Genomic DNA, 19,245 nt, shown 5'->3' on the forward strand with positions numbered 1-19,245 from the left:
CCACAACACCTCACGCTCGGCGCGAGATACCGCCATTCTAGCGGCCCTCCCCGGATGAGTGAGGGAGCGTCCGCAGGGTCTCGGGCGGTTCGTTGGCCCGGCGGATCGCTCGAGTGCGGCCGGTCTCCTGCAACGTGAGACGGATCAGCACCTCGGCCAGCTTGTGCAGGTCCGGTGGGTCCCGGTGCACCGGCCGTACCCAGATGTTGCGGTCCTCGTAGCGGCGCTGGGCCGTCTTCTTGACGTAGCGGCCCATCAGCCCGACCCGTCATCGTCCGTGCTGTCGTGGCGGGCGTGGAAGGCGTCCTCGACGGCCTGGCGGCGGTTCACGTCGGCGATGACGAACTGCACGAAGTCCCGGTCGCGGTCGGTGATGACCTCCTCCTCACCGGTTGCCGGATAGTCGGGGTCGGGTTCCTCGCCGGGCCACAGGGTCTGGCGCGTGGGCCGGTCGCGGTCGAGACGGCTGCCGGATGCGGCGACCCACTCGCGGAGCCGTTCGCGGGCGTCGGCGAAGTCGCGGTGCCAGCCGATCGGTGCCGAGCCGTTCTGTTCGGGGTCGTAGGCGCCAAGCCAGTGCAGGTGCAACGCCGACAGCTCCCACACCAGCTCGGGGTGGTGGTGCCAGTAGGGCGGGATGACCGACGCGGGCAGCCCGTAGGTGCGGCGCAGCCAGTTGACCCAGGCGTTCAGCTCCAGCCACTCCACTTCGGCGTCGTCGGCCGACAGCAGGTTCCAGTTGATCGGCCGGGGCGGGTCCGGCAGCGACATGGCAGTGGGATCGAACGACGGGCCTTCGTCGTGCGGCTCGTCGAAGTCGTCGGGGGTGTCGGGATCGTCAGGGAAGCTCATCGTCAGACCGCCGTTTCAGAGCGACACCGCGCGGGCGCGAGCCGATGGGCCGCGCCGCTGGGTGTCGGGTGAGTTGATGTCGGCGAGCTGCTCACGGCGCTGCGCCGCCTCGCTTCCGCTCCGCGCTGGCGACTCGGCGGCGGCCTGGTCGAGCCCTTCGCTCTCGACGGCTCGGTCTTGGCCGGGTCCGCTGCGCTGCGGGCTGCGGTCGACCTCGTAGCGGGTCATGGCCAGGTCGTGGCCGATCCGGCGAGCGACGAACTCCTCGACCTCGCGCACCTGGCCCTCGACCTCGTGCTCGTAGGTGCGCACGTACCCCTCGGCCAGGAAGTTGTCGCCCTTGCGGAACCGCTCGTAGGCCCGCTCGGCGGTGGCCCGGAACGCCACCAGGTTGAAGTAGGTCGTGTCGGTCTTGGTGAACGACCCGTCATCCTCGGTCCGGTAGTGGTTCTGCCCGCCGCGCACGTAGAACCGGGCGTCACCCTTGGAGGTGAACGACAGTTCTGGGTCTCCTGCGATGAACCCCGACAGGGACTGTTGGGTGCGGATGGCCATCAGGTGCTCCTTCCCCGATGCACGCCGGTGCGGCGTGTCATCGGGAAGGTGCGAACTCCGCCCCAGGAGCTATCGAGCGCTGGTGCGTAGGAGCCCCTCGACCTCGCTGCGATGGCCTCGGAGGGTCTTGGCGTCGGGCCGGTCGGTCCAGGGGCGCAGGTCGGTGACGATTGGTCGGGCGGTGCGCAGCAGGATGACGCCGGTCCCGAATGGGAGGGTGCGCAGGGTGTCGGGGGCCATGATGGGGACGCGGCGAATGGAGCGTTGGTGGGAACGGCCGCCGTAGGCGTCGATGCTGGTGGAGTCGGTGCGCTCGTCGCGCTCGCCGATCAGGGTGGAGAGGTCTTGGAGGTCGCGGCTGTTGGACGCGCCGCCGAGGACGATCTTGACGATCGAGGCGTCCCAGATCGACCCGGCGGCGTTGTCGCCCCACTTCTCTCGCGCTTGAGCCATCGACTGGAGCACCGGCATCGTGGTGATGCCGGTGCCCCCACCTTCGGCCATCAGCGTGGGCAGCGACGGCAGCGGGGCGAGGTTGCCGATCTCATCGAGCGCCATCAACAGCGGCGGGTCCAGCCGAGCGCCGGGTGAGCTGGCGGCGAGGGTGCGGGCGACTTCTACGAGGTCTTCGATGAACGCCGCCACGAGCGCCGCGGATGCGCCGGCGCCGGCGCCGGTGGCGAGCAGGTAGAGGGTGCCGTTGTCTTGGAGGAATGACTTGGGGTCGAACGCATCGCCGGGCCGTGGGGTGATGGCGTCGATCACGCGTGGGTCGGCGAGGGCGGCGAAGGCGAGGGAGACTCCTTGCCAGATCGGGTCGCGGGTGCGGGGGTCGGCCTGGATCATCGCATCGAGCGATTCGGCCCACCCGCCCGCAGCTCTGGGGTCGGTTTGGAGGATGCGTACGGCGTCAGCGGCGGCGGTGGGGTTGAGCGCCCACTGGTAGAGGGTGCGGGCGTCGCGGTGGTCGAGGGCGGCGGCGTGGAGGAGAGCTTGGATGGCGGTGCGGGTCTTGCCCTCCCAGAACCCGCCGTTGTCCACTCCACCCGAGCCGAGCCCCGTGCTGGAGGCGAGGCCGGTGGCACGGATCATCGCCGTCAGCGGGTCCTCGCAACCCCGCACCGGCGACCAACGCAGTCCCGCCGGTAGTCCGGGTGCGAGGTGTTGGGGGTCGAACACGGCCACCGGCCCGACCTGCTCGCGGGCTCGCAGGGTGGCGGTGAGGTTGTCCGGGCGGGTCGAGGTGGTGATGACCGCGCCGGGCGCGTCGAGGATGGCGTTGATGACGATGTGCAGGCCCTTACCCGAGCGGGGCGGGCCGATCAGCAGCATCGAGTCCTCGACGGTGGCCCACACCGCCCGTCCCTTGGCCGACCCCAACAGATACCCGACATCGGCGGGGCGCGGGTTGGTGAGGGAGGGGCGGAGGGTCTTGGCGCGGTGGCGCAGGCTGCGCGCCGAGGCGGTGCGGGCGATCTCGGTGGCGGTGGCGGTTCCGGCGAGGCGGCGGGGATCGGTGGTGCCGCGCAGGTTGCGGGTTGCCCGCCACACCGTCCACCCGGCCGTAGACAACACCCCGAGCAGTACGGCGACGATCGACCAGTAGATGACCGTGTTGAGGTCGGGGGCACCGAGCGCCGAGCCGGGGTTGAGGGGGTCGGCCAAGACGCCGAGTGCGTTGGTGATGCCGCCGGTGGGCTGGGGTAGGCCGCTGACCCAGGCAGCGATGCTGGCGGCCAGTCGAAGCAAGCCGAGGGTGGCGAAGGCAGCGATGAGTAGGCCGATGCCGAGGTTGGCCAGGCTGTCGTTGACCGGCCGGGCGGGGCCGTTCACGACCGCTCCTGGACGATCGTGATCCCCGACACCGCACCGAACACGACCACCACGGCCCCTCCACCGAGCTGCGAGGGGTCGAGGTGCGCGGTGAGCCGACCGGCAGGGTCCGCCGTCTCTGTGGTGACGGCGACCGCGATGTGGACGGGCTCGCCGGGCAGGAACCCGCCCGCCGACACCTCCACCCATGCCGCCCCGACATCTGGTTCCTCGGGGTCGTCGGGGACAGGTAGCGGCCGTGGTGGTGGGTCGATGATGTCGGCGTAGACCGTCCCGTCGGGGTCGTGGACCTCGACACGGATCGCACAGTCCTGCTCGTGCGCGATCCGGGCGAGGGCATCGCCGAGCCGGTCGCGCCGCTGCGGGCTCTCGGGGTCGTCGTGGCCGTCGACGCTGATGGTCACCGTGTCGGTGCCGCCTGGACGGACCACCACCAAGGGGAGGACGACGGGCACGATCGAGACGCCTGCGCTGCCGTTGGCCTGCTCGGAGCGCGGCCGGTGGCCGATCACGGGGTGACCATCCGGGCGGTGGTGTCGAAGGCGTCGAGCTCGTCGGGATGGAGCTGGTGCTGGATGACGAACGAGCGGTCCTTGATCCGCCACAACCCCTGCCCCGTCCCCAGGCCCGGCAGCAAGCGTTGTTCGGTGCCGGTCAACCCGAGGGCCCGGCCCGTCGTACCGAGCTGGTCGGTCTCTTGCCGGTAGATGATCCGCGTCTCGGCGTTCGCCAGTAGGGAGGAAGCCAGGGCGTGCATGGCCGAGCCGCGGTCGCCCACGGTGTCGAGGTCGGTGAGCTTGTGGAAGATCAACATGTTGGCGATCCCGTAGTGGCGTGCGAGCCGCCACTGCGCATCCATCCGGCGCAGCAGGGCCGGGTGGGACATCAGCCGCCAGGCTTCGTCGTAGATAACCCACCGCCGCCCACCGGCCGGGTCGAGCAGCGCCGACTCCATCCACGCCGACGAGCAGGTCATCAGCACGGAGATGAGCGTCGAGTTCTCCGCCACCCGTGACAGGTCGAGCGAGATCATCGGCAGCGACGGGTCGAACCGCACCGTCGAGGGGCCGTCGAACAGCCCTTGGAGGTCACCGGCGACGAGGCGGCGCAGGGCGTGGCCGACCATCCGGCCGTCCTCGGCGAGTCGTTCGTCGTAGTCGGGACCGTGCGGTGGGTCGAGGATGCGGTCGACGACCATCGGCAGGATCGGCACGTCGCAGGTGGCGACGGTGGCTCGCAGGGCGATGTCGATGGCGGTGTGCTCCAGCGGCGTCAGCGGTCGGGTCAGAACCGTCTCGGCGAGGGCGCCGATCAGGTCGCGGCGGCGGGAGGCGACCTGCATCGCCCACTCCACGTCCGACACCCCCGAGGGGCGGTGGCCCTCATCGAGCGGGTTCAAGCGGTTGGGGAGGCCGTGGCCGAGCACGATCGCCCGGCCACCGACCGCCTCGGCCACTGGGGTGTGCTCACCCTTCGGGTCGCCAGGCACGTAGACACGGCGACCGAACGGGATCGACCGGGTGTAGAGCGACTTGGCCAACGAGGACTTGCCAGCCCCGACGATCCCAGCCAGCACCACGTTCGGCGCAGTGATGACCCCGCGCTGGTAGAGGACCCACGGGTCGTACACGAAGCTGCCACCCGAGTAGAGGTCCTGGCCGACGAACACCCCATCCGACCCGAGCCCGCCTTCGGCCAGGAACGGATACGCCCCGGCCAGCGCCGCGGAGGTGTCCTGGTGGACTGGCACCCGGAAGCGGCGCGGGGTGCGCAACCCCGCCGGGCCGGGCTCACCGCTGGCTGGCAGGTAGTGGGTGGCGCGGCGTTCAGCCCGCTCGGCGGCGGCTTGGGCCTTGGCAGCGGCCTTGCGGGCAGCGGCGTCGGCGGCGTACACGCGGGCCGCGGCCCGGCGGCGTTGCCGCTTGTTGCGACGATGCTCCTTGGCCGGGCCGACCAGCACCGACGAATGCACCTTGCCCCGAGACGACTTAGCCATGACGGTTGCGCTCCGTTCAGCGGGCCAGGCCGTCAACGGCCTGCCGCTGCGGTGCTCCGGCGCCGAACAGCGACGGTTCCGCAAGACGCCGAACCGGGCGTGGTGTCGTGGGCTGGGGTGCGGGGTGCCAGGCGATGCGTCCGTTGACGTTCCATGCCTCATCGACCACGGCACGCACCCGCTCCACCAGCGTGGCGGCGTCGTGCAGATCATCGGCCGCTTCCACGGCGTACCGCCGACCGGCGTCCCGCGAACCCGTGTCGGTCACGGCCCGGTCGGCGTTGCGGTGATGCCACTCGGCGAGCTGATCCAACGACTGGCCCAACGACGCCAGTCCCGCCGACAAGGCCCCCAACACCGCATAGGTGTCACCGGCCTCGTCGATGGTGCGGGTGGCGTGCGCCAATCCACGCAGCGCCTCACGGGCCTCATCAGCATCGGCTCTCGGATCGTTGAACGTCACCATCGGTGGTACCTCCGCGCGCTCGGGCATCGTCATCTGCCCGCTAGGTGCGCCCGGCCCGCCAGCCTCAGATGCCTCGGCACAATGGCAGCGCCGCGGCGACGAACGCCTGGGCCTGTTGGCCGACCAGCCGCCGCGTCTCACACGACGCCTGGATTGCGGCCTGTTCGATCTCGGCTACGGCGGCGTCGAGGTCGTCAAGGGTGGGTGCGGAGACGGCGACGAGGCCGGTGTAGCGAAGGACGCCGTGGCCAGCGGTGAGGTCGGCTTCTTGTTGGAGCACGTCGTGGTACTCGGCGGTCTGTTGGGCGTCCTCGATCTGGCCGATCTTGGCCCGCTGGGCCGCGTCGGAGATGTATTCGGTCTTCTTCTTGCGGATGTCCCGCGCCGCCACATCGGCACGCACCGGATTGCACACGACGCTGAAGGCACGTCTGATCCCCGACGACAGCAGGATCGGTGCCAGGAAGCTCGGATAGACGGGTGAGCGGGGCCACTCGCTGATCCACAACACAGCGTGGTAGGCGGAGTCCGAGCGCAGCCGGTCCCAGGTCTCGTTGATCGCCACCGGCCCGGCGGTGGCGAGGTCTGCGCCGATGGTCGAGCGTTCCAGCGTGGCGGCGACCTGGGGGTCATACGCAGACCGCAGCACGATCGCGAGCTGAGGCGGGGTGAGCCATTCGGCTGGCTTCAGATCAGCGGAGCCGAGCGCGGTGGCGAGGGTGTGCATCTCCTGGCGCAGCACCGCCGCCGCACCGCGCAGGCCTCCGCCGGCGGAGCGGATCGCGCGCGCAGCTGCCTTCACGTCGAGTGCGATGGAGATGGTGGTGAGATGGCGTTCTGCTGCGGGCCCGGCGCGGTCGATCAGCTCGCGGTAGGTGCGAGCGACCCAGGAGTCGTCGTCGGCGCCGTGCTCGGCCCACCAACGTGCCAGCCCGGTACCGCTGTCGGGCAGGGTGCGTTCCAGCACCTGGAGGCGGGCGAGTCGGCTAGATCGACAAGCCGTCGAGAGGACGCGGCTCCACCCGGTGACGCGGCGTTGCTGCTCGGCGGGGTCGAGCAGCACGAACGAGCGGTGGGTGACCTTGGCGATGGCGATGAGCCGGTTGTGGTGCGGGTCATGCACCATCACCGCCCCGGTCTCGGGGTCCTCATAGGAGCGCATCGCAGCGGCGTCACCTGGCAATGCGAGGGTGCCGGTGGGGCGCGGCTTGACCACCCGCCGCCGGTAGATGGTCTGGCGCACCGTGACTCGCCATGCCCACTGTGCGGAGATGGGCAGCCACTCGACCGCTTTGCGACCGTTGATGGGCAGCCACGTCAGCGCCAGCGCGGTCGCCCAGATCGGTGAGGTGACCAGCAGGGCTTGGGCACCGACGAGGTAGAGGCTGGCCACGAAGGTGACCACGGCGATGGCAACGGTGACGACCTGTGAGGTGGACAGGCCGAGCAGGACACCGCGGCGAGTGAGCCGGGAGAACTTCACCGCTTCCACGTCACCGCCCGTGTCGTCGGTCGTGGTTCGGGTGCGGGTCACGAGCCGTCTCCCGGCTTGGGGTCGGTTCGGCGGGGCTCGACGGTCGGCGGCGGTTGCTTGCGGACCGGGCGCTCAGGTGGGGTTGATCGTGGCGAAGGCTGGTCCGCGGGTGCGCTCGACGCCCCTCCCTCCGACCTCGACGGGCTGCGACGGGGCGACGTCGAGGGCTGTGCCGGTGGGGTCGGCGGCGGATCGCTGGCCTGCTGGCTCGCGTCGGTGTGCTCCTCGGCCGCGGTGCCGACCTTCTTGCCCGCCTTCGGTCCCGCCTTGGCCGCTGTCACAGCAGCCCCGGCAGCGGCGCCTGCACCCGCTGCGGTACCACCGCCCGCGCCGCTCTCACTGGCCCCGGCTCCGCTGCCTGTCGAACTGGCTGGCCCGCCAGTCGCGCCACCGGCTGGGGACGTGCCCGGCTTGCCTGGCGTGCCCGCCCCGCCCGTCGAGCCGCGGCTGCTCGGACTGGTAGTGCCGTCGCCGCCGTCGAGAACCTTCTTGACGCCATCGGAGCGGGGACCGCCGCTGACGGGGACGGGCCGGTTGAGCGCGCCCTTGGCTTCCTGTTCCACCGACATGGAGTGGTACATGTCGAAGCCGATGAAGGAGATGAACTTGTAGGCCATGTAGGGGGCGAAGGCGGCGACGAACATCAACACGATCCCAGCGATCGGGTCGGCGATCGAGGCCAGGTCGAAGTCGATCGGTGCCGACACCTGAGCCGTGGCGACCAAGAACACGACGACGATGACGAGCTTCGAGAAGATCAACGCCAGCACGAACGAGGCCCATTTGGTGAACCAGCCGCGGGTGGCCTCCCACGAGAACCCCGACAGCGCGATCGGTGCCATCACGATCGCCACCAACAGCAGGGCTTTGCGGATCAGCAACGTGAACCACACCAACGCCGCGGCGGAGATGGCGAGCCCGGCGAGGAAGATGGTGACGATGGCACCCGCGCCGGGGGCGGCGATGTTGACCGCGGTGAGGCCGATGGCGAGGGCGGCGATGCGGCCGCCCATCTCCTCCATCGTGGTGCCGGTGGCCTGGACGATGCCGACCGAGAGTTGGTCGGTGACTTCCAGCAGGGTGGCGGTGAGGGTGATGACCAGGAACGACCCCAGGACTGATTTGGCCAGCCCGAGGGCAGCTTTGGACAGGGCGGTGGGGTCGCGTCGGATCAGCCCGCCGATGAGCTGGAAGCAGAAGAAGATCAGCATCAAGAACACCGCGATGCCGAACAGGATGTTGTAGACCCCGACATAGGCGGGACTGGTCACATCCACCAACGTCGTTGTGTCGAAGATCGCCCACACCGACTCGAACATCCACCCAGCGGCTGCGCCGATCGCAGAGGCGATCCAGTCGAACGGTGCTGACACCAGCGTCGCGGCGGCTTCACCTGCCACGTCGCACACGGTCGAGATCAGCGGTACATCACAGACACCCATCGAGGTCTCCCTTCCAGACAGTCAGCGCGAAGTCGGTTAGGAAACGCCTTGGCCGACGTTCCAGAAGAAGTTGATGAGCGTCACCGCAGCGCCGGTGATGATCGCCGCCCCGCAGGACACCAACACGCCGACCTTGCCTCGCCCCGCCAGGTGCGGGTTGGACGAGTTGGAGCCGAACCCCCACACCACCGCGGAGACGATGAGGGCGAGGACGGACAGGACCAGGCCAATGGTCATCACGGCGCCGACGATGGTGCGCAGCGAGGCGATGCCGGGCAGCCCGGTGTCATTCGGGGAGATGTCGACCTGGGCCACCACCTGAGCGACAGCGGGCAGATCGAAGGTCACGAGGGTGTCGAACATCGGATGGGGCTCCTTCAACGCTGTGGCCCGCACCGGACGGGCGGGCTCACAGCACAGGTGCACCCCGCACACCACGACCCTCGGACCCGGAGGGCTAGAGGTCGCGGCCGAGGTCGAGGAGGAAGTTCATCCACGTCACCCCGGCACCAGCCAGGGCGGCGGCGCCGACCGCGACCCACAGGCCAGAGCGGGCGCGGGTGGCGGCCTGGTAGTTGCCAGCCGACGAGGCGATCGCCCACACGATGGCGCAGACCACCAGCATCAGCACCGACACCACCAACACGATGGTGAGCAGCGCCCCGACAATCGTGGTCAGCGCGCTGGACCCGCCGACCCCGCCGAAGTCGGGACCCACGCTGGCGAGGACGAGCAGGCGGGGCAGCGGCATCACAGCTCCTCGATCGAGACACAGGGGGACATCAACCGAGGTGCACCGCGACTGCCTGCTACTGGCGGGTGGTGATGTGGAGGTGGTCGTAGTGGCCACCGGTGGGGTGGGTGGGGTCGTGCATCCCGCCGCCGTCGTAGGGTCGCCAGCCTTCGGCGTCGCGAGCGACGCTCCAGATGTGGCCCTGCCAGACGAGGTACTGGACCCACAGGGCGTCGGCGTGGGCTTGGAGCCAGTTGGTCATCCGCCACCCTTCGGCGACCTGCTCGGGAGTGGGGAACACGCCCATGCGGTTGCCGAACGTGATGTCGCACGCTCGCCCGAGAGGGTGTTCGGAGACGGTGCCGGGTCGGGGTGACCAGCACGACCACGACGACTCCGGGAACGCCGCTCGGGTCTCGGCGATGAGATGTGCCATCTCACGGGTGACGAACCCGCCCGTGCCGGTCGGGTCGGGTACCTGTCCGCCGGGGGTGCCGGTGAACGGCAGCGGTGCGCCCGGCAACCCGACCATGCTCGGTCCGCAGCCAGGACCGCCGGAGCTGGGCGTGTCGAGGTGCCCGGCACCGTGGCTGGCAAGCCACAGCTCGGGATCGACTGCCGGTGCGGATACGCCGCCGGGGCGTATCTCCAGGTGCAGGTGCGGGCCGGTGGAGCGGCCTTGTGATCCCACGTCGGCGATGTGCTGTCCGGCGAGCACCCGGTCACCTTCGGTGACGTGGATGCCGTGGTCCCACATGTGCAGGTACAGCGATGCCACGGTCTCACCGGCGATGGTGTGCTCGACGATGATCCGGTTCTGCCCGCTCGCCGATGGGCCGGCGACGGTCACCTGGCCGTCGGCGACGGCGAGGATGGGGGTGCCGTCGGGGGCGGCGAAGTCGAGGCCGTAGTGCATCCGCTGGGTGCCGGGGTTGAGCGGGTCGTCACGCATCCCGAACCCCGACGTGATCGTGTACGTCCCCACCGCCATCGGCATGGCCACCCGACTGGTCTCGGCGACCCCCGACCCAGCACCGGACACGGTGAGGGCGGACAGGATGGTCCGGGCGACAGGCTCGTAGTTGGCGTACCGGTCGGGATGCGCCGACACCTCCACCGCCTGGGCTGCCTCACCGAACGACAGGCGTTCCCAGTTCGGGATGTCCAACAGTCCACGGGGTGAGCCGTTGTTCGGACCATCAGGACCGCCGTAGAACGCCCGCGCCTGGTAGGTCGGGTTCATCAGCTCGGCGACCGTCCCCCAACCCGAGACCGGTCGCATCTGGAACAGGCCCAGCGAGTCGTTGTCCCTGCCGTCCCCGTCGTTGGGGTAGTTGGCGGACTCGGGGTACGCCGACGTGTTGGACAGCATCCGCAGCGACGATTCGGTCAACGCCGCCATCAGCGCGATGAGGATGCCGTTGTGGCCGACCCCTTCGGTCTGTGACCCAATCACCGTGATCGTGCGGGCGTGGGTGAGTTGCGTGCGATTGAGGGTGATCGTCTCACCGTTCGCCGTGGTGGCCTGGAGGCGGTCAGGGACATCGCCGACCACGATCGAGGTGAGGTTCAGGCACGACGCATCCGCAGCCGGGTTCATCACCACCGCCATCGCCAGCAGCGGCACGCTCGGCAACAGCAGCAGCACCGCGGCGGCCGCGGCCAGCAGCATCCGCTTCATAACAGCGGCTGATCGGGGAGGGAGAGCCGAAGGGTGTGGCAGCGATCGAACGTCGGCTGGCAGGCGACGAACACCGTGAAGGTGATCGGGTGGTCGCTGGTTGCGGGCCGGTCGAACCACTCCCCAGCGCGGTGGCGGGTGGCCTCGACCGTGACCGCCACGGTGCCCTCACGCAGCTCACCCGCCGACGCCGAGGCGGCAATCGAGTCCCAGGAGTCGGGGACGAAGGCGGCGTCGACGGTGGCGGTCTGGCGCGTTGAGTAGTGACGCAGCTCCTGCCACACTGCATCGGTCGGCAAGAAGTTGGCCACGTCCGACACCAGCCCCGGTGTCTCGTAGCCGGAGGGGTCAGCGCCAACGATGACCGGCCGGGCGTAGTCGATCGGCGCCAGCCCCGACATGGTGTCCCACGTCAGCAACGCCTCGGCGACCGCGCTGGCGTAGCGAATCGGGTCGCCGGTGTCCGGCAGGGCGGGCAGGTCCTCCCATGACGCCGGTCGGCTCGGACCGCTCGGCGTGCTCTCCGAGGGAGTGGTCGTTGTCGGGGTGCTCTGGTGGTCGTGGTCAGGTGGGCCGACGATCAGTCCATAGATGCCGACGCCGATCAGGGTGACCAGGACGATGCCGCCGATGACGGCCATGACCAGCAGACGGCGAGACGACGATTCGGACGACATGGATGGGCTCCCGACAACAGCGGACGATCAGCAGTTGCCGGGAAGGTGCGCACCACCACCCGCCGTGGGTCGGTCAGGTGTCGCGGGCGAGCCGGGCGGCGTCAACGAAGGTCACGGTCGCTTCGACGGTGGCCTCGAAGCTCGCCCACTGCTCGGCGTTCAGGGCGGGGCCGATCTCGGCGGGGTCGTAGTGGTCAGCCCACCCGTGCAGGTCGCTCCAGGTCACCACGAACGCCCGAACCCCATATCGACGCGATCCCCGCCCCGAGTCGCGAGCCGTTGCGGTCTTGGCCCGGCGGTGCCGTCGAGGCTCGCCCTGCACCCGCGCCAGAGCCTCCTTGGCGCGCGCAGCCAGCTCATCCTGCCGTAGCTCGTCCTCATCCCCTTCGGCTGCGCCTTGGCCAAGGGCGGTCTTGACGCGCTGGTAAGAGCCGTAGACCTTTCCAGTGGCGTCGATGTTCGCCAGCTCCTCGACTGCTAGGTCACGCACATGCTCTGGTGTCTCGGGGTCCGCGGCGATGCGTTCGAGCTCGCTGACCTGTTCCAGCATCGAGTAGGACTTGCGGCCGGTCACGAGCTGGGCGGCTTGGACACGAGAGGTGCGGTCTGACGGTGCTGCCGAATCGGCAGCACCGTGCTCGGCGCCCTCCTCGCCGTCGTTGGCGCCGAAGCGACTGGCGGCCTGGCGGCGGGTCGCGTCTTCGGCGATCAGCGTCTTCAGCTCCTGGTAGAGAGTGGCGGCCTCGGTGGGCGTGAACGCCTTGCGCATGGTGTTCTCGTGCTGTTCGGCCAAGAGCTGTTCCAGCCGGGTGGAGATGCCCGACCGCACCCACACGTTGACCCGCTGCCACCCGAGCCGCTTGACCGCTTCCAGCCGGCGGGCACCACAGATCAAGGTGCCGTCGGGGCTGATCGTGATCGGTTGCAACAACCCCAACCGGTCGATGGAGGCAACCAGCTCGTCAAGGTCGCCCAACTCGGTGCGGTGCCGCTGGCCGACACGGATCGACTCGACGGAGCGGTCCAACTCGATGTGCCCACCGCTAGCCACCGCGACCACCCCCGGCGGGGTTGGCGGCCACGGCGGTGAGCACCAGATCGTCGTCATCGAGGAGATCGGCCAGCCTGTCGCCGACCAACAGCCGAGCCAGTACCCCGTGGCGTAGCGCGCCGGTGCCGGTGGGGTGGCCGAGGGTGAGGCGCAGCAGCCCGATCCACGACTGGTGGGGCAGGTCGAGGTTGGCGCGCAGCGCCTTGTCGCGGCGCAGGGTCTCGTAGGCGTTGTGGCGGTCGCCGATGTCGGCCAGGCGGGCGCAGACGTGCTCGACCAGGGTCCATGCGGTGCCGGCGGGCCAGCCCAGCAGCACCAGCAGTCGGGCGGTCTGCTCGACCACCCACCACACATCAACCTCCGACACGTCGTCGGGCTGGTGACCGTTGCCGTTGTGGTGGTGGGGTGGGACGTGAAAGGCGGGGTGGTACTCGGTCAGTTCGCTCTCGCGGTCGCTGAATCGCTCGGCGTCATGGAAGACCGAATACTGCGGGCGGCGGGCTCGGTCGGTGGAGGTGAGGAGGCCGTGGGCGCGGTGCTCGGCGATCAGGGTGATCCGCACCGCCACTGTCACCACTGCCCACGGGTCCGCGGCGCTCCGGGTGGAGGTGTTGCGCATCGCCTCGAACGCCGCAACGGCGGCGTCGGCGGGTTCTTGGTCGTACTTGCGGGCCAGCGCCGCGTAGCGGTCCGCGGCGAACCGCATCAGCTCGGCGGCCTCGGGGTCGTGACGCCAAGCGCCCGGCCCGGCCTCATGCAGCCGCATCAGCACCGCGCGGAGCCCCTCCGAGTCGGCGAATGCCGGCCCGGATGGCTCCTGGGGCGGGTGCAATGCGGTGCGTGTCATGAGTGCGTCAGTCCCTCAGCGGGAAGGTGCGCACCCACACCCCAAACCCTCGACCCGCCAACCGTGAGCGGTCAGGCGGGCGGGGCGTCGTGGTTGGTCAGATCATCAGAATCACGATCTGTCGCCGCCGGTGCGGATGCGAACCCACCGCTGTCACAAGGACACCCCCGATCTCGCCGTCGCCGGTGTTCGTCGAGTGCCGAACGCCGACAGCGGCGCCAACCGCCTCACCTTCGGGTCGGCACTGGCGCGCGCGATCGCTCGGCGCCCCGTCCCCGCCGTGCGTAACGGCGCCAGGCGAGGCCAGCGGTTCACCGTGGCGGTCCAGGTGATGCCCCGCCCGGCCGCTCGGCCAGAGCGGTGGGTCATCACGTCACTGACCCGCACCCACGCCACCTCACCGGTCGGCAACCGGCGTCCACGCGACGCAGCGCGGGACGGCGCCGAGGGGTCGTGGTGCTTCAGGTGATCTGCCACCTCGGCCTCGACGCCGCCGGTGTCCCGTCGTGGAGCGGACTCGGCGTCGGGTCGAGGCGCCGTCGTGCGCTGCTCGTGAGAGTCATCAACCATTTCATGCTCCTTCCTGTCGTTGGATTTCGGGCTCTACGCGGCCCCCTGTATCCCGCCCCCCGCCGCTCCCGTAGCGGCGAGTTCGCGGTCGTCGTGTCGGTCATCGCCGTCGCCGTCGGGCGGTGGGTCGGCGAACCAGCGACCCACCGTGGAGGGGTGAACGCCGAAGTAGTCAGCGATCTCCTTGTTGATCCACCCCGCCTCCCGCTGCGACCACGCCACCGCCCGGCGTTCCTCCCGAGACGGCTCCGCCATCGGCAGCCTCGGGTCCTGGGCGGTTCCGGTGTCCTCGAGCTGGCGGGCGGTGCGGCTGGTCAGCACGACGGTCAGGTGGGTGATCGCCAACAACACCAGTGGCGGAACTGCCGAGATCGCCGCCGCCCACAACCCCGGCAGCGTGTTCTCCGCCGCTACGAGCGCGTGGGCGGGGTTGCCCGATACCGACACCACCGCCCCGGCGATGAGCAGCGCCCACGGGTACCAGGTGGCCCGACGCCCGTACGGGGCCAGCACCACCACCGAGATCGTGGCCACCACGATGATCCCGTCCACGATCAACGGCCACACCCACGCCTGGCTCGCCGCGATCCCCGCCCGCTGCGCCAGATCAGTCAACGCCGTGAACGACAACCAGAACGCCCCAAGCGCGATTAGCACCGTCCCCGCCACCGCCGTGGCCACCACCCACCCCGGCACCACCGCTGGCTGCCCCCTGTACTCGGCGAGAACGTGCTGGCGGGTCATAGGGCCAGTCCCGAGCGAGACGACATCGACGACGGCACGGTCAGAAAGGGTTGGGTGCGGCGGTACGCCGAGCGGATCGTCGCCGCTACCTCACCTGGCGCCAGACCCGCCTGCTCGGCGGCTGCGCCGAGCTGGTCGTGGGCGTGGTCTTCGGGGATCGCACTCTCGGCGTAGCGGCACGCTGCCCAGAACAACGCCCGATTGCGGGTGCCCTCGGGGCGTCCTGCCAACCAGGTCGCGATCCGTTCCCCACCCCGCACCGGTGCACCCGACATGGCCCGACGCGACGGTCGGCGTGGTTGGATGAACTCGCGCAGGGCCACCGCATCCAGCGGGTGCAGACCGCGTCCAGTGACCACCAGCTCGTAGCCGACGGAGCCGTTGTCGGATGCGACGATTCGTGACGGTGGGATGAGCACATAGCCACCGGTGCCGCGGAAGTCGATGTGCGCCTCACCGACCGACCACGACGCTTGCGACCGCCGTGCATCCGCGGGGTAGTAGAAGTGCAGGCCACCCGAAGGCGTCCGCACCACACACGCCCAGCCATCGACCAGCCCGGCTCGCCGGGCGCGGTCCAGGGGGGCGAACCCCGACCCGGACGGATGGCAGTCAACGTCCACTACGTCCGCGCCGCCGTTGCCGGTTGGCACGCCGATGTTTGCCTCCGGCCACCGATCCCACCACCGGGCGATCCGTCGTTGGTCGGTGGTTGCGTCGGTGAACCCGTGAGTGGTCAGCGGATGCTTCGCGCCCGGTGCACACGGGAACACCCGCACACCGGCCTCGCCGCACGCCAGCGCCGCGTCCCGAAGGGACCGCTCACCGATGGCGGACAACAGGCGGGCCAGGTCGTCCACGTCACAACCTCACCGGTTTCCCGCGTGCTGCCCGTGTGCTCGATCCGTGCGGCCTTGGGGGTGTGCGAACGGACCGAAGTGCGTCCTGCGCGGTGGGTTTGTTCAAGCCCTGGTGGCGAGCCATCGCCCAGCGGCGGGTTGGGCAACGATCCAGGATCGCCACCGCTGTGCGACGGACCAACTCGCCGGTCTCGCGCACCACCTCTGTCGGATCGCGGTCGTTGACCGACGACGACCAGCCCCCGACGTACGGGACCGTGTAGCCAGTGGAGTCCATGCCCCAAGCGGCGGTGACCATCATCGCCACCGACTCGGCTTCGACCTCACCGATGCCGCGATGCAAGCCCTCCCCACGGCGATCCTCGTGCCCGAGGGTGATGTGGGCTAGCTCTCCTCTGCACCAAGGCGGGCGGGCTGTCGTGCGGTCTCTTGCCATAGAGATCAGGTGTGCGCGGCGCCCCGTACGGTTTGGTTTCGGTGCCGACGATGCCACTGTCGACCGCGAGCAGTTTGCGGGCGCTCTACCACGTTGATCTCACTCAGAAGGCAGCCGCGTCGAGTGCCTGGCGGACTGCCTCGCCTGCTGCGTCGCCTGCGGCGATCGCCTTGGCGCGTCGTTTCAGCTCACGATGTTCGAGCCCTGTGTCACCCAGAACCTTCGCGGTGCCGCCGATGGCGTGGAGCAGCGCGATCGCCGCAGCCTCGCGAGGTGTCGGTTGCCGCTCGCCGGTCAGGACTTGGTGGAGTCCTAGCTGGAGTTCGGCGGTGTGCTGGGCGTCGGCTGCGGGCCACACTCGTGCGGGGATGATGCCCACGAGCCGTGCCTGCGCGGATCTGAGCGTGCCCTGTGTGGAGAAGCGTTCCAGGATTCGGTTGCTGGCCCCCTTGGCGATCTTGGAGACTATGGCGTGCGCGCGTGTGGAGCGGTGCGCCGAGATGTGTTGTAGCGCCTGGTCGAGCGCGTCGTCGCCTGTCGGGGTGGGGTCGGTGACGACGATGGTGCGGTTCTTGGTCAGCCGATGGGGCTCGGTGAACTCGATCCGTCCCCGTTGGGTGAGTTCGGCAAGGAACGCTCCTGCGATGACGAGGTCGGCCTTACTCGACGAGATCAGCGGACGGCCGGTCTCGGGGTGGTGGAGGAGCATCAACAGATCGTGGGCCAGCATGTCGGGGTCCTTTCGCTTGTCGCAGTGGTCTTCACCCGCGGGTGGCTTCTTGGTGGTGGGAGTCGGTCGGCAACTCGGGTGAGGAGTTGGGTACAGGTGATGGGAAGAAGATTTCCTCGATGGGTAGCGTGAAGGCCGCAGCAATCCTGAACGCCAGGGGAAGGCTTGGGTCATAGCGGCCGTTCTCGATCGAGTTGATCGTCTGGCGTGACACGTCGAGGCGATCTGCCAGGTCGGCCTGGCTCCATCGGCGGGCTGCTCGCAACTCGCGCAGGCGGTTGTTCACGACGCCCGCCGCTCAAGAACCAGCGAGGCGACGACCCACGCTGCGATCCCCAGCCCGGTTGCGATCTGGAGCTGTTGGCGGGCGTCGCCGATCTCGGCTGCTTGGAGGACGCCGACGACAGCCAGGGCGGTGATCACCACGCCGAACCCGATCGCCATCGCCGACAGCACGACGGTGCGCTCGCGCTCGTCGGAACGCCGCAGCATCCTGAACTGCGCCCACACCAACAATCCGATACCGACCAGTGGCGACAGCGCCCACGCGAGATGCCAGCCGCTGGTGGAGGTGTCCGGGCTCGCAGCAATGAGCGATGCCTGGCTGACGATGAGCACGACCAGCCCGGGCACGAGGTCGCGGGATGCGGCGCGCCGACGTGCGATGTCGCCGCTGCTCTGAAGTTCTTCGCGTTCCGATGCCATGCTGGGCAGCGTAAAGGAACCTTGCCAAAAGGGCAAGTAAGCTTGTCTCGCGAACGTGGTCCGGCCCGCTCGAACTTGGCCGCTAGGTCAGCGCATTCGATCCGGCCTTCACGACCTCCGGTTCAGTCATCACAACCTCCGGGTCACTGGTGGCTGGGAAGTCTGGCAAGAGCAGCGTCGCACGATCATCGGCGGTGACGGACGCTACTGCGCGCTGCCAGGCCGGGGCGGGAACATCGGCAGGCCCAGGTTGGTCGCGGTGCGCTGCATGTGGACAAGCTTGAGCTCGGCAGCGGCACGGCTGGCCCGAAGTCCTTCGACCTCGCCGGCCCAGCCTCGTTCAGCTGCTTCGGCGATGCGGTCGTCGAGGCTGTCGATGATCTGTCGCAGGCGTTCGTGCTGTTTGGGGTCGGGGCGGAGCATCGGGCAGCGGATGCAGGCGTGTTCGTGCTGGCAGGCGGAGCCGTAGGCACGCCCGCAGGTGCCGAGCTCGAGTTTGCGTTGGGCGAAGTGTCCGAGGAACTCGTCCCACTCGCTGTCGGTGGGCTCGCGGTACTCCTGTGAGGGGCGAAGTGATCGCCGGCGGGCGATGTAGGCGCGGTGGTGGTCGATCACGTCGTGGTCGTAGACCGCGACGTAGGTCTGGGTGGTGGCGATCGAGTCGTGGCCGAGGATCTCGACCATCAGGAGCGCCGCGAGCAGATCGCCGCCGCGCTCATGAGGGTGGCCACCAACGAGGGACTCGAAGCGGTCAGCCTGCGCCATGTCGCCGCCGAAGCTGGCGTCACGTCGGGGATGGTTCAGCACTACTTCCCGAGCAAGGAAGCGATGATGGATTTCGCGATGCAGTCCGCCAGCGCGCGCTTCGAGGCACGGATGACCGAGGCCGTCGCGGCGCTCGGTGAGGACCCTTCCGTCCGAGCGCTGCTGCGCACCATGCTCGTCACGCTGCTGCCCTTGGACGAATCCCAGCGGGCTGACGGTCGCGTGGCGTTGGCCTTCCTGGCCCATGCCGCGACCCGCCCGGATGCCGCCAAGCACGTCGGTGACGACACCGACATATTGGAGGCTTCGTCGCCGACCTGCTTCGTGACGCACAAGCCGCGGGCACTGCGCGCTCGACCATCGACCCCGTTCCCGTAGCCGCCGCGCTGCTGGCGACGGCCGAAGGTCTCGCGGTCCACCTGTTGAGCGGCGACCTGCCCGCCGACACCGCCACCGCGGCCCTCGACACCCAACTCGACTTCATCTTCGGAGCAGACCCCGGTGGCTCAGCTGCCGACGGCCGCGAGATGTGAGCTTCAGCGGCACGAACCGGCATCGACCCGGCGTAGTTCCCAAGAAGTAGGCAGCCTTACTTGCGTGCGGGTTCGCCCTCCACGACTTGCTCGATCGCTTCGCTCCCCACCAGCTCCCCGACTCGTCGTGCGGACTGTCGCGGCTCCTCCGCAGTCCCGTTCCAGTCGGATCACACGTCTTGCAACGACCGGATCGACCCGCCTTCGGCGGGGCGTGGCGACCTACCTCGCTGGC

23 protein-coding genes and 1 pseudogene are annotated in these 19,245 nt (G+C 69.5%); 2 read left to right on the forward strand and 22 right to left on the reverse strand.

The window, feature by feature from the left end:
- Positions 1-37 precede the first annotated feature (37 nt).
- From H5398_RS07720 to H5398_RS07820, 22 genes are all read right to left on the reverse strand, one after another.
- Positions 38-256: a hypothetical protein gene (locus H5398_RS07720; protein ID WP_182799615.1), complete on the reverse strand. Its 219-nt coding sequence runs from the start codon at positions 254-256 to the stop codon at positions 38-40.
- On the reverse strand, positions 256-852 hold the full coding sequence (locus H5398_RS07725; protein WP_182799616.1) for a hypothetical protein: 597 nt from the start codon (positions 850-852) through the stop codon (positions 256-258). Before H5398_RS07725 ends, H5398_RS07720 begins: the two co-directional genes overlap by 1 nt.
- Before the next feature lie 15 nt (positions 853-867).
- Positions 868-1,407, reverse strand: a complete 540-nt coding sequence (locus H5398_RS07730) for a single-stranded DNA-binding protein (protein ID WP_182799617.1) — start codon at positions 1,405-1,407, stop codon at positions 868-870.
- A gap of 69 nt (positions 1,408-1,476) precedes the next feature.
- Complete coding sequence (locus H5398_RS07735) at positions 1,477-3,240, reverse strand: type IV secretory system conjugative DNA transfer family protein (RefSeq protein ID WP_370586090.1); 1,764 nt, start codon at positions 3,238-3,240, stop codon at positions 1,477-1,479.
- Positions 3,237-3,752, reverse strand: coding sequence for a hypothetical protein (locus H5398_RS17335; protein WP_255443618.1), 516 nt, complete (start codon positions 3,750-3,752; stop codon positions 3,237-3,239). The genes H5398_RS07735 and H5398_RS17335 overlap by 4 nt, the downstream gene beginning before the upstream one ends.
- Positions 3,749-5,236 (reverse strand): VirB4 family type IV secretion system protein, encoded by a 1,488-nt coding sequence (locus H5398_RS07740; protein WP_182799619.1) that lies wholly within the window; start codon positions 5,234-5,236, stop codon positions 3,749-3,751. The genes H5398_RS17335 and H5398_RS07740 overlap by 4 nt, the downstream gene beginning before the upstream one ends.
- Positions 5,237-5,252: 16 nt before the next feature.
- Positions 5,253-5,702, reverse strand: a complete 450-nt coding sequence (locus H5398_RS07745) for a hypothetical protein (RefSeq protein WP_182799620.1) — start codon at positions 5,700-5,702, stop codon at positions 5,253-5,255.
- Positions 5,703-5,766: 64 nt separating this feature from the next.
- Positions 5,767-7,236 carry an SCO6880 family protein gene (locus H5398_RS07750; RefSeq protein WP_182799621.1) on the reverse strand — a complete coding sequence of 490 codons (1,470 nt, stop codon included), beginning with the start codon at positions 7,234-7,236 and terminating at the stop codon, positions 5,767-5,769.
- Positions 7,233-8,636, reverse strand: a complete 1,404-nt coding sequence (locus H5398_RS07755) for a conjugal transfer protein TrbL (protein ID WP_220489244.1) — start codon at positions 8,634-8,636, stop codon at positions 7,233-7,235. Before H5398_RS07755 ends, H5398_RS07750 begins: the two co-directional genes overlap by 4 nt.
- A gap of 78 nt (positions 8,637-8,714) precedes the next feature.
- Complete coding sequence (locus H5398_RS07760; RefSeq protein ID WP_182799623.1) at positions 8,715-9,041, reverse strand: DUF6112 family protein; 327 nt, start codon at positions 9,039-9,041, stop codon at positions 8,715-8,717.
- Between the two features lie 94 nt (positions 9,042-9,135).
- Entirely contained in the window at positions 9,136-9,429 is a 294-nt protein-coding gene (locus H5398_RS07765) for a DUF6112 family protein (protein ID WP_182799624.1), read from the reverse strand.
- Between the two features lie 58 nt (positions 9,430-9,487).
- Positions 9,488-11,092, reverse strand: a complete 1,605-nt coding sequence (locus H5398_RS07770; RefSeq protein WP_182799625.1) for a M23 family metallopeptidase — start codon at positions 11,090-11,092, stop codon at positions 9,488-9,490.
- Positions 11,089-11,769, reverse strand: coding sequence for a hypothetical protein (locus H5398_RS07775; protein ID WP_182799626.1), 681 nt, complete (start codon positions 11,767-11,769; stop codon positions 11,089-11,091). Before H5398_RS07775 ends, H5398_RS07770 begins: the two co-directional genes overlap by 4 nt.
- Before the next feature lie 73 nt (positions 11,770-11,842).
- Positions 11,843-12,820, reverse strand: a complete 978-nt coding sequence (locus H5398_RS07780; protein ID WP_220489245.1) for a ParB/RepB/Spo0J family partition protein — start codon at positions 12,818-12,820, stop codon at positions 11,843-11,845.
- Positions 12,813-13,667, reverse strand: coding sequence for a hypothetical protein (locus H5398_RS07785; RefSeq protein ID WP_182799628.1), 855 nt, complete (start codon positions 13,665-13,667; stop codon positions 12,813-12,815). Before H5398_RS07785 ends, H5398_RS07780 begins: the two co-directional genes overlap by 8 nt.
- Positions 13,668-13,820: 153 nt before the next feature.
- Complete coding sequence (locus H5398_RS07790; RefSeq protein WP_182799629.1) at positions 13,821-14,237, reverse strand: hypothetical protein; 417 nt, start codon at positions 14,235-14,237, stop codon at positions 13,821-13,823.
- 33 nt (positions 14,238-14,270) lie between these two features.
- Positions 14,271-14,981: a DUF2637 domain-containing protein gene (locus H5398_RS07795; RefSeq protein WP_182799630.1), complete on the reverse strand. Its 711-nt coding sequence runs from the start codon at positions 14,979-14,981 to the stop codon at positions 14,271-14,273.
- Positions 14,978-15,841 (reverse strand): bifunctional DNA primase/polymerase, encoded by an 864-nt coding sequence (locus H5398_RS07800; RefSeq protein ID WP_182799631.1) that lies wholly within the window; start codon positions 15,839-15,841, stop codon positions 14,978-14,980. Before H5398_RS07800 ends, H5398_RS07795 begins: the two co-directional genes overlap by 4 nt.
- A 539-nt stretch (positions 15,842-16,380) precedes the next feature.
- Positions 16,381-17,007, reverse strand: a complete 627-nt coding sequence (locus H5398_RS07805; protein WP_182799632.1) for a GPP34 family phosphoprotein — start codon at positions 17,005-17,007, stop codon at positions 16,381-16,383.
- A 31-nt stretch (positions 17,008-17,038) separates the two neighbouring features.
- Positions 17,039-17,293 carry a helix-turn-helix transcriptional regulator gene (locus H5398_RS07810; RefSeq protein WP_182799633.1) on the reverse strand — a complete coding sequence of 85 codons (255 nt, stop codon included), beginning with the start codon at positions 17,291-17,293 and terminating at the stop codon, positions 17,039-17,041.
- Complete coding sequence (locus tag H5398_RS07815; RefSeq protein WP_182799634.1) at positions 17,290-17,712, reverse strand: hypothetical protein; 423 nt, start codon at positions 17,710-17,712, stop codon at positions 17,290-17,292. Before H5398_RS07815 ends, H5398_RS07810 begins: the two co-directional genes overlap by 4 nt.
- 204 nt (positions 17,713-17,916) lie before the next feature.
- Positions 17,917-18,396, reverse strand: a complete 480-nt coding sequence (locus H5398_RS07820) for a hypothetical protein (protein WP_182799635.1) — start codon at positions 18,394-18,396, stop codon at positions 17,917-17,919.
- Here H5398_RS07820 and H5398_RS07825 point away from each other — a divergent pair.
- Together H5398_RS07825 and H5398_RS17755 are read left to right on the forward strand one after the other, a co-directional pair.
- Positions 18,376-18,855 (forward strand): TetR/AcrR family transcriptional regulator, encoded by a 480-nt coding sequence (locus H5398_RS07825; RefSeq protein ID WP_220489246.1) that lies wholly within the window; start codon positions 18,376-18,378, stop codon positions 18,853-18,855. The two genes, H5398_RS07820 and H5398_RS07825, sit on opposite strands and share 21 nt — an antisense overlap.
- Positions 18,837-18,899, forward strand: a pseudogene (locus tag H5398_RS17755) (hypothetical protein); the annotation flags it as partial. The gene H5398_RS07825 and the pseudogene H5398_RS17755, both read left to right, overlap by 19 nt.
- Positions 18,900-19,245: the final 346 nt, after the last annotated feature.

The sequence above is a fragment of the Tessaracoccus sp. MC1679 genome (genome assembly GCF_014164775.1).
In the GTDB taxonomy this organism is placed as follows: Bacteria; Actinomycetota; Actinomycetes; order Propionibacteriales; family Propionibacteriaceae; genus Arachnia.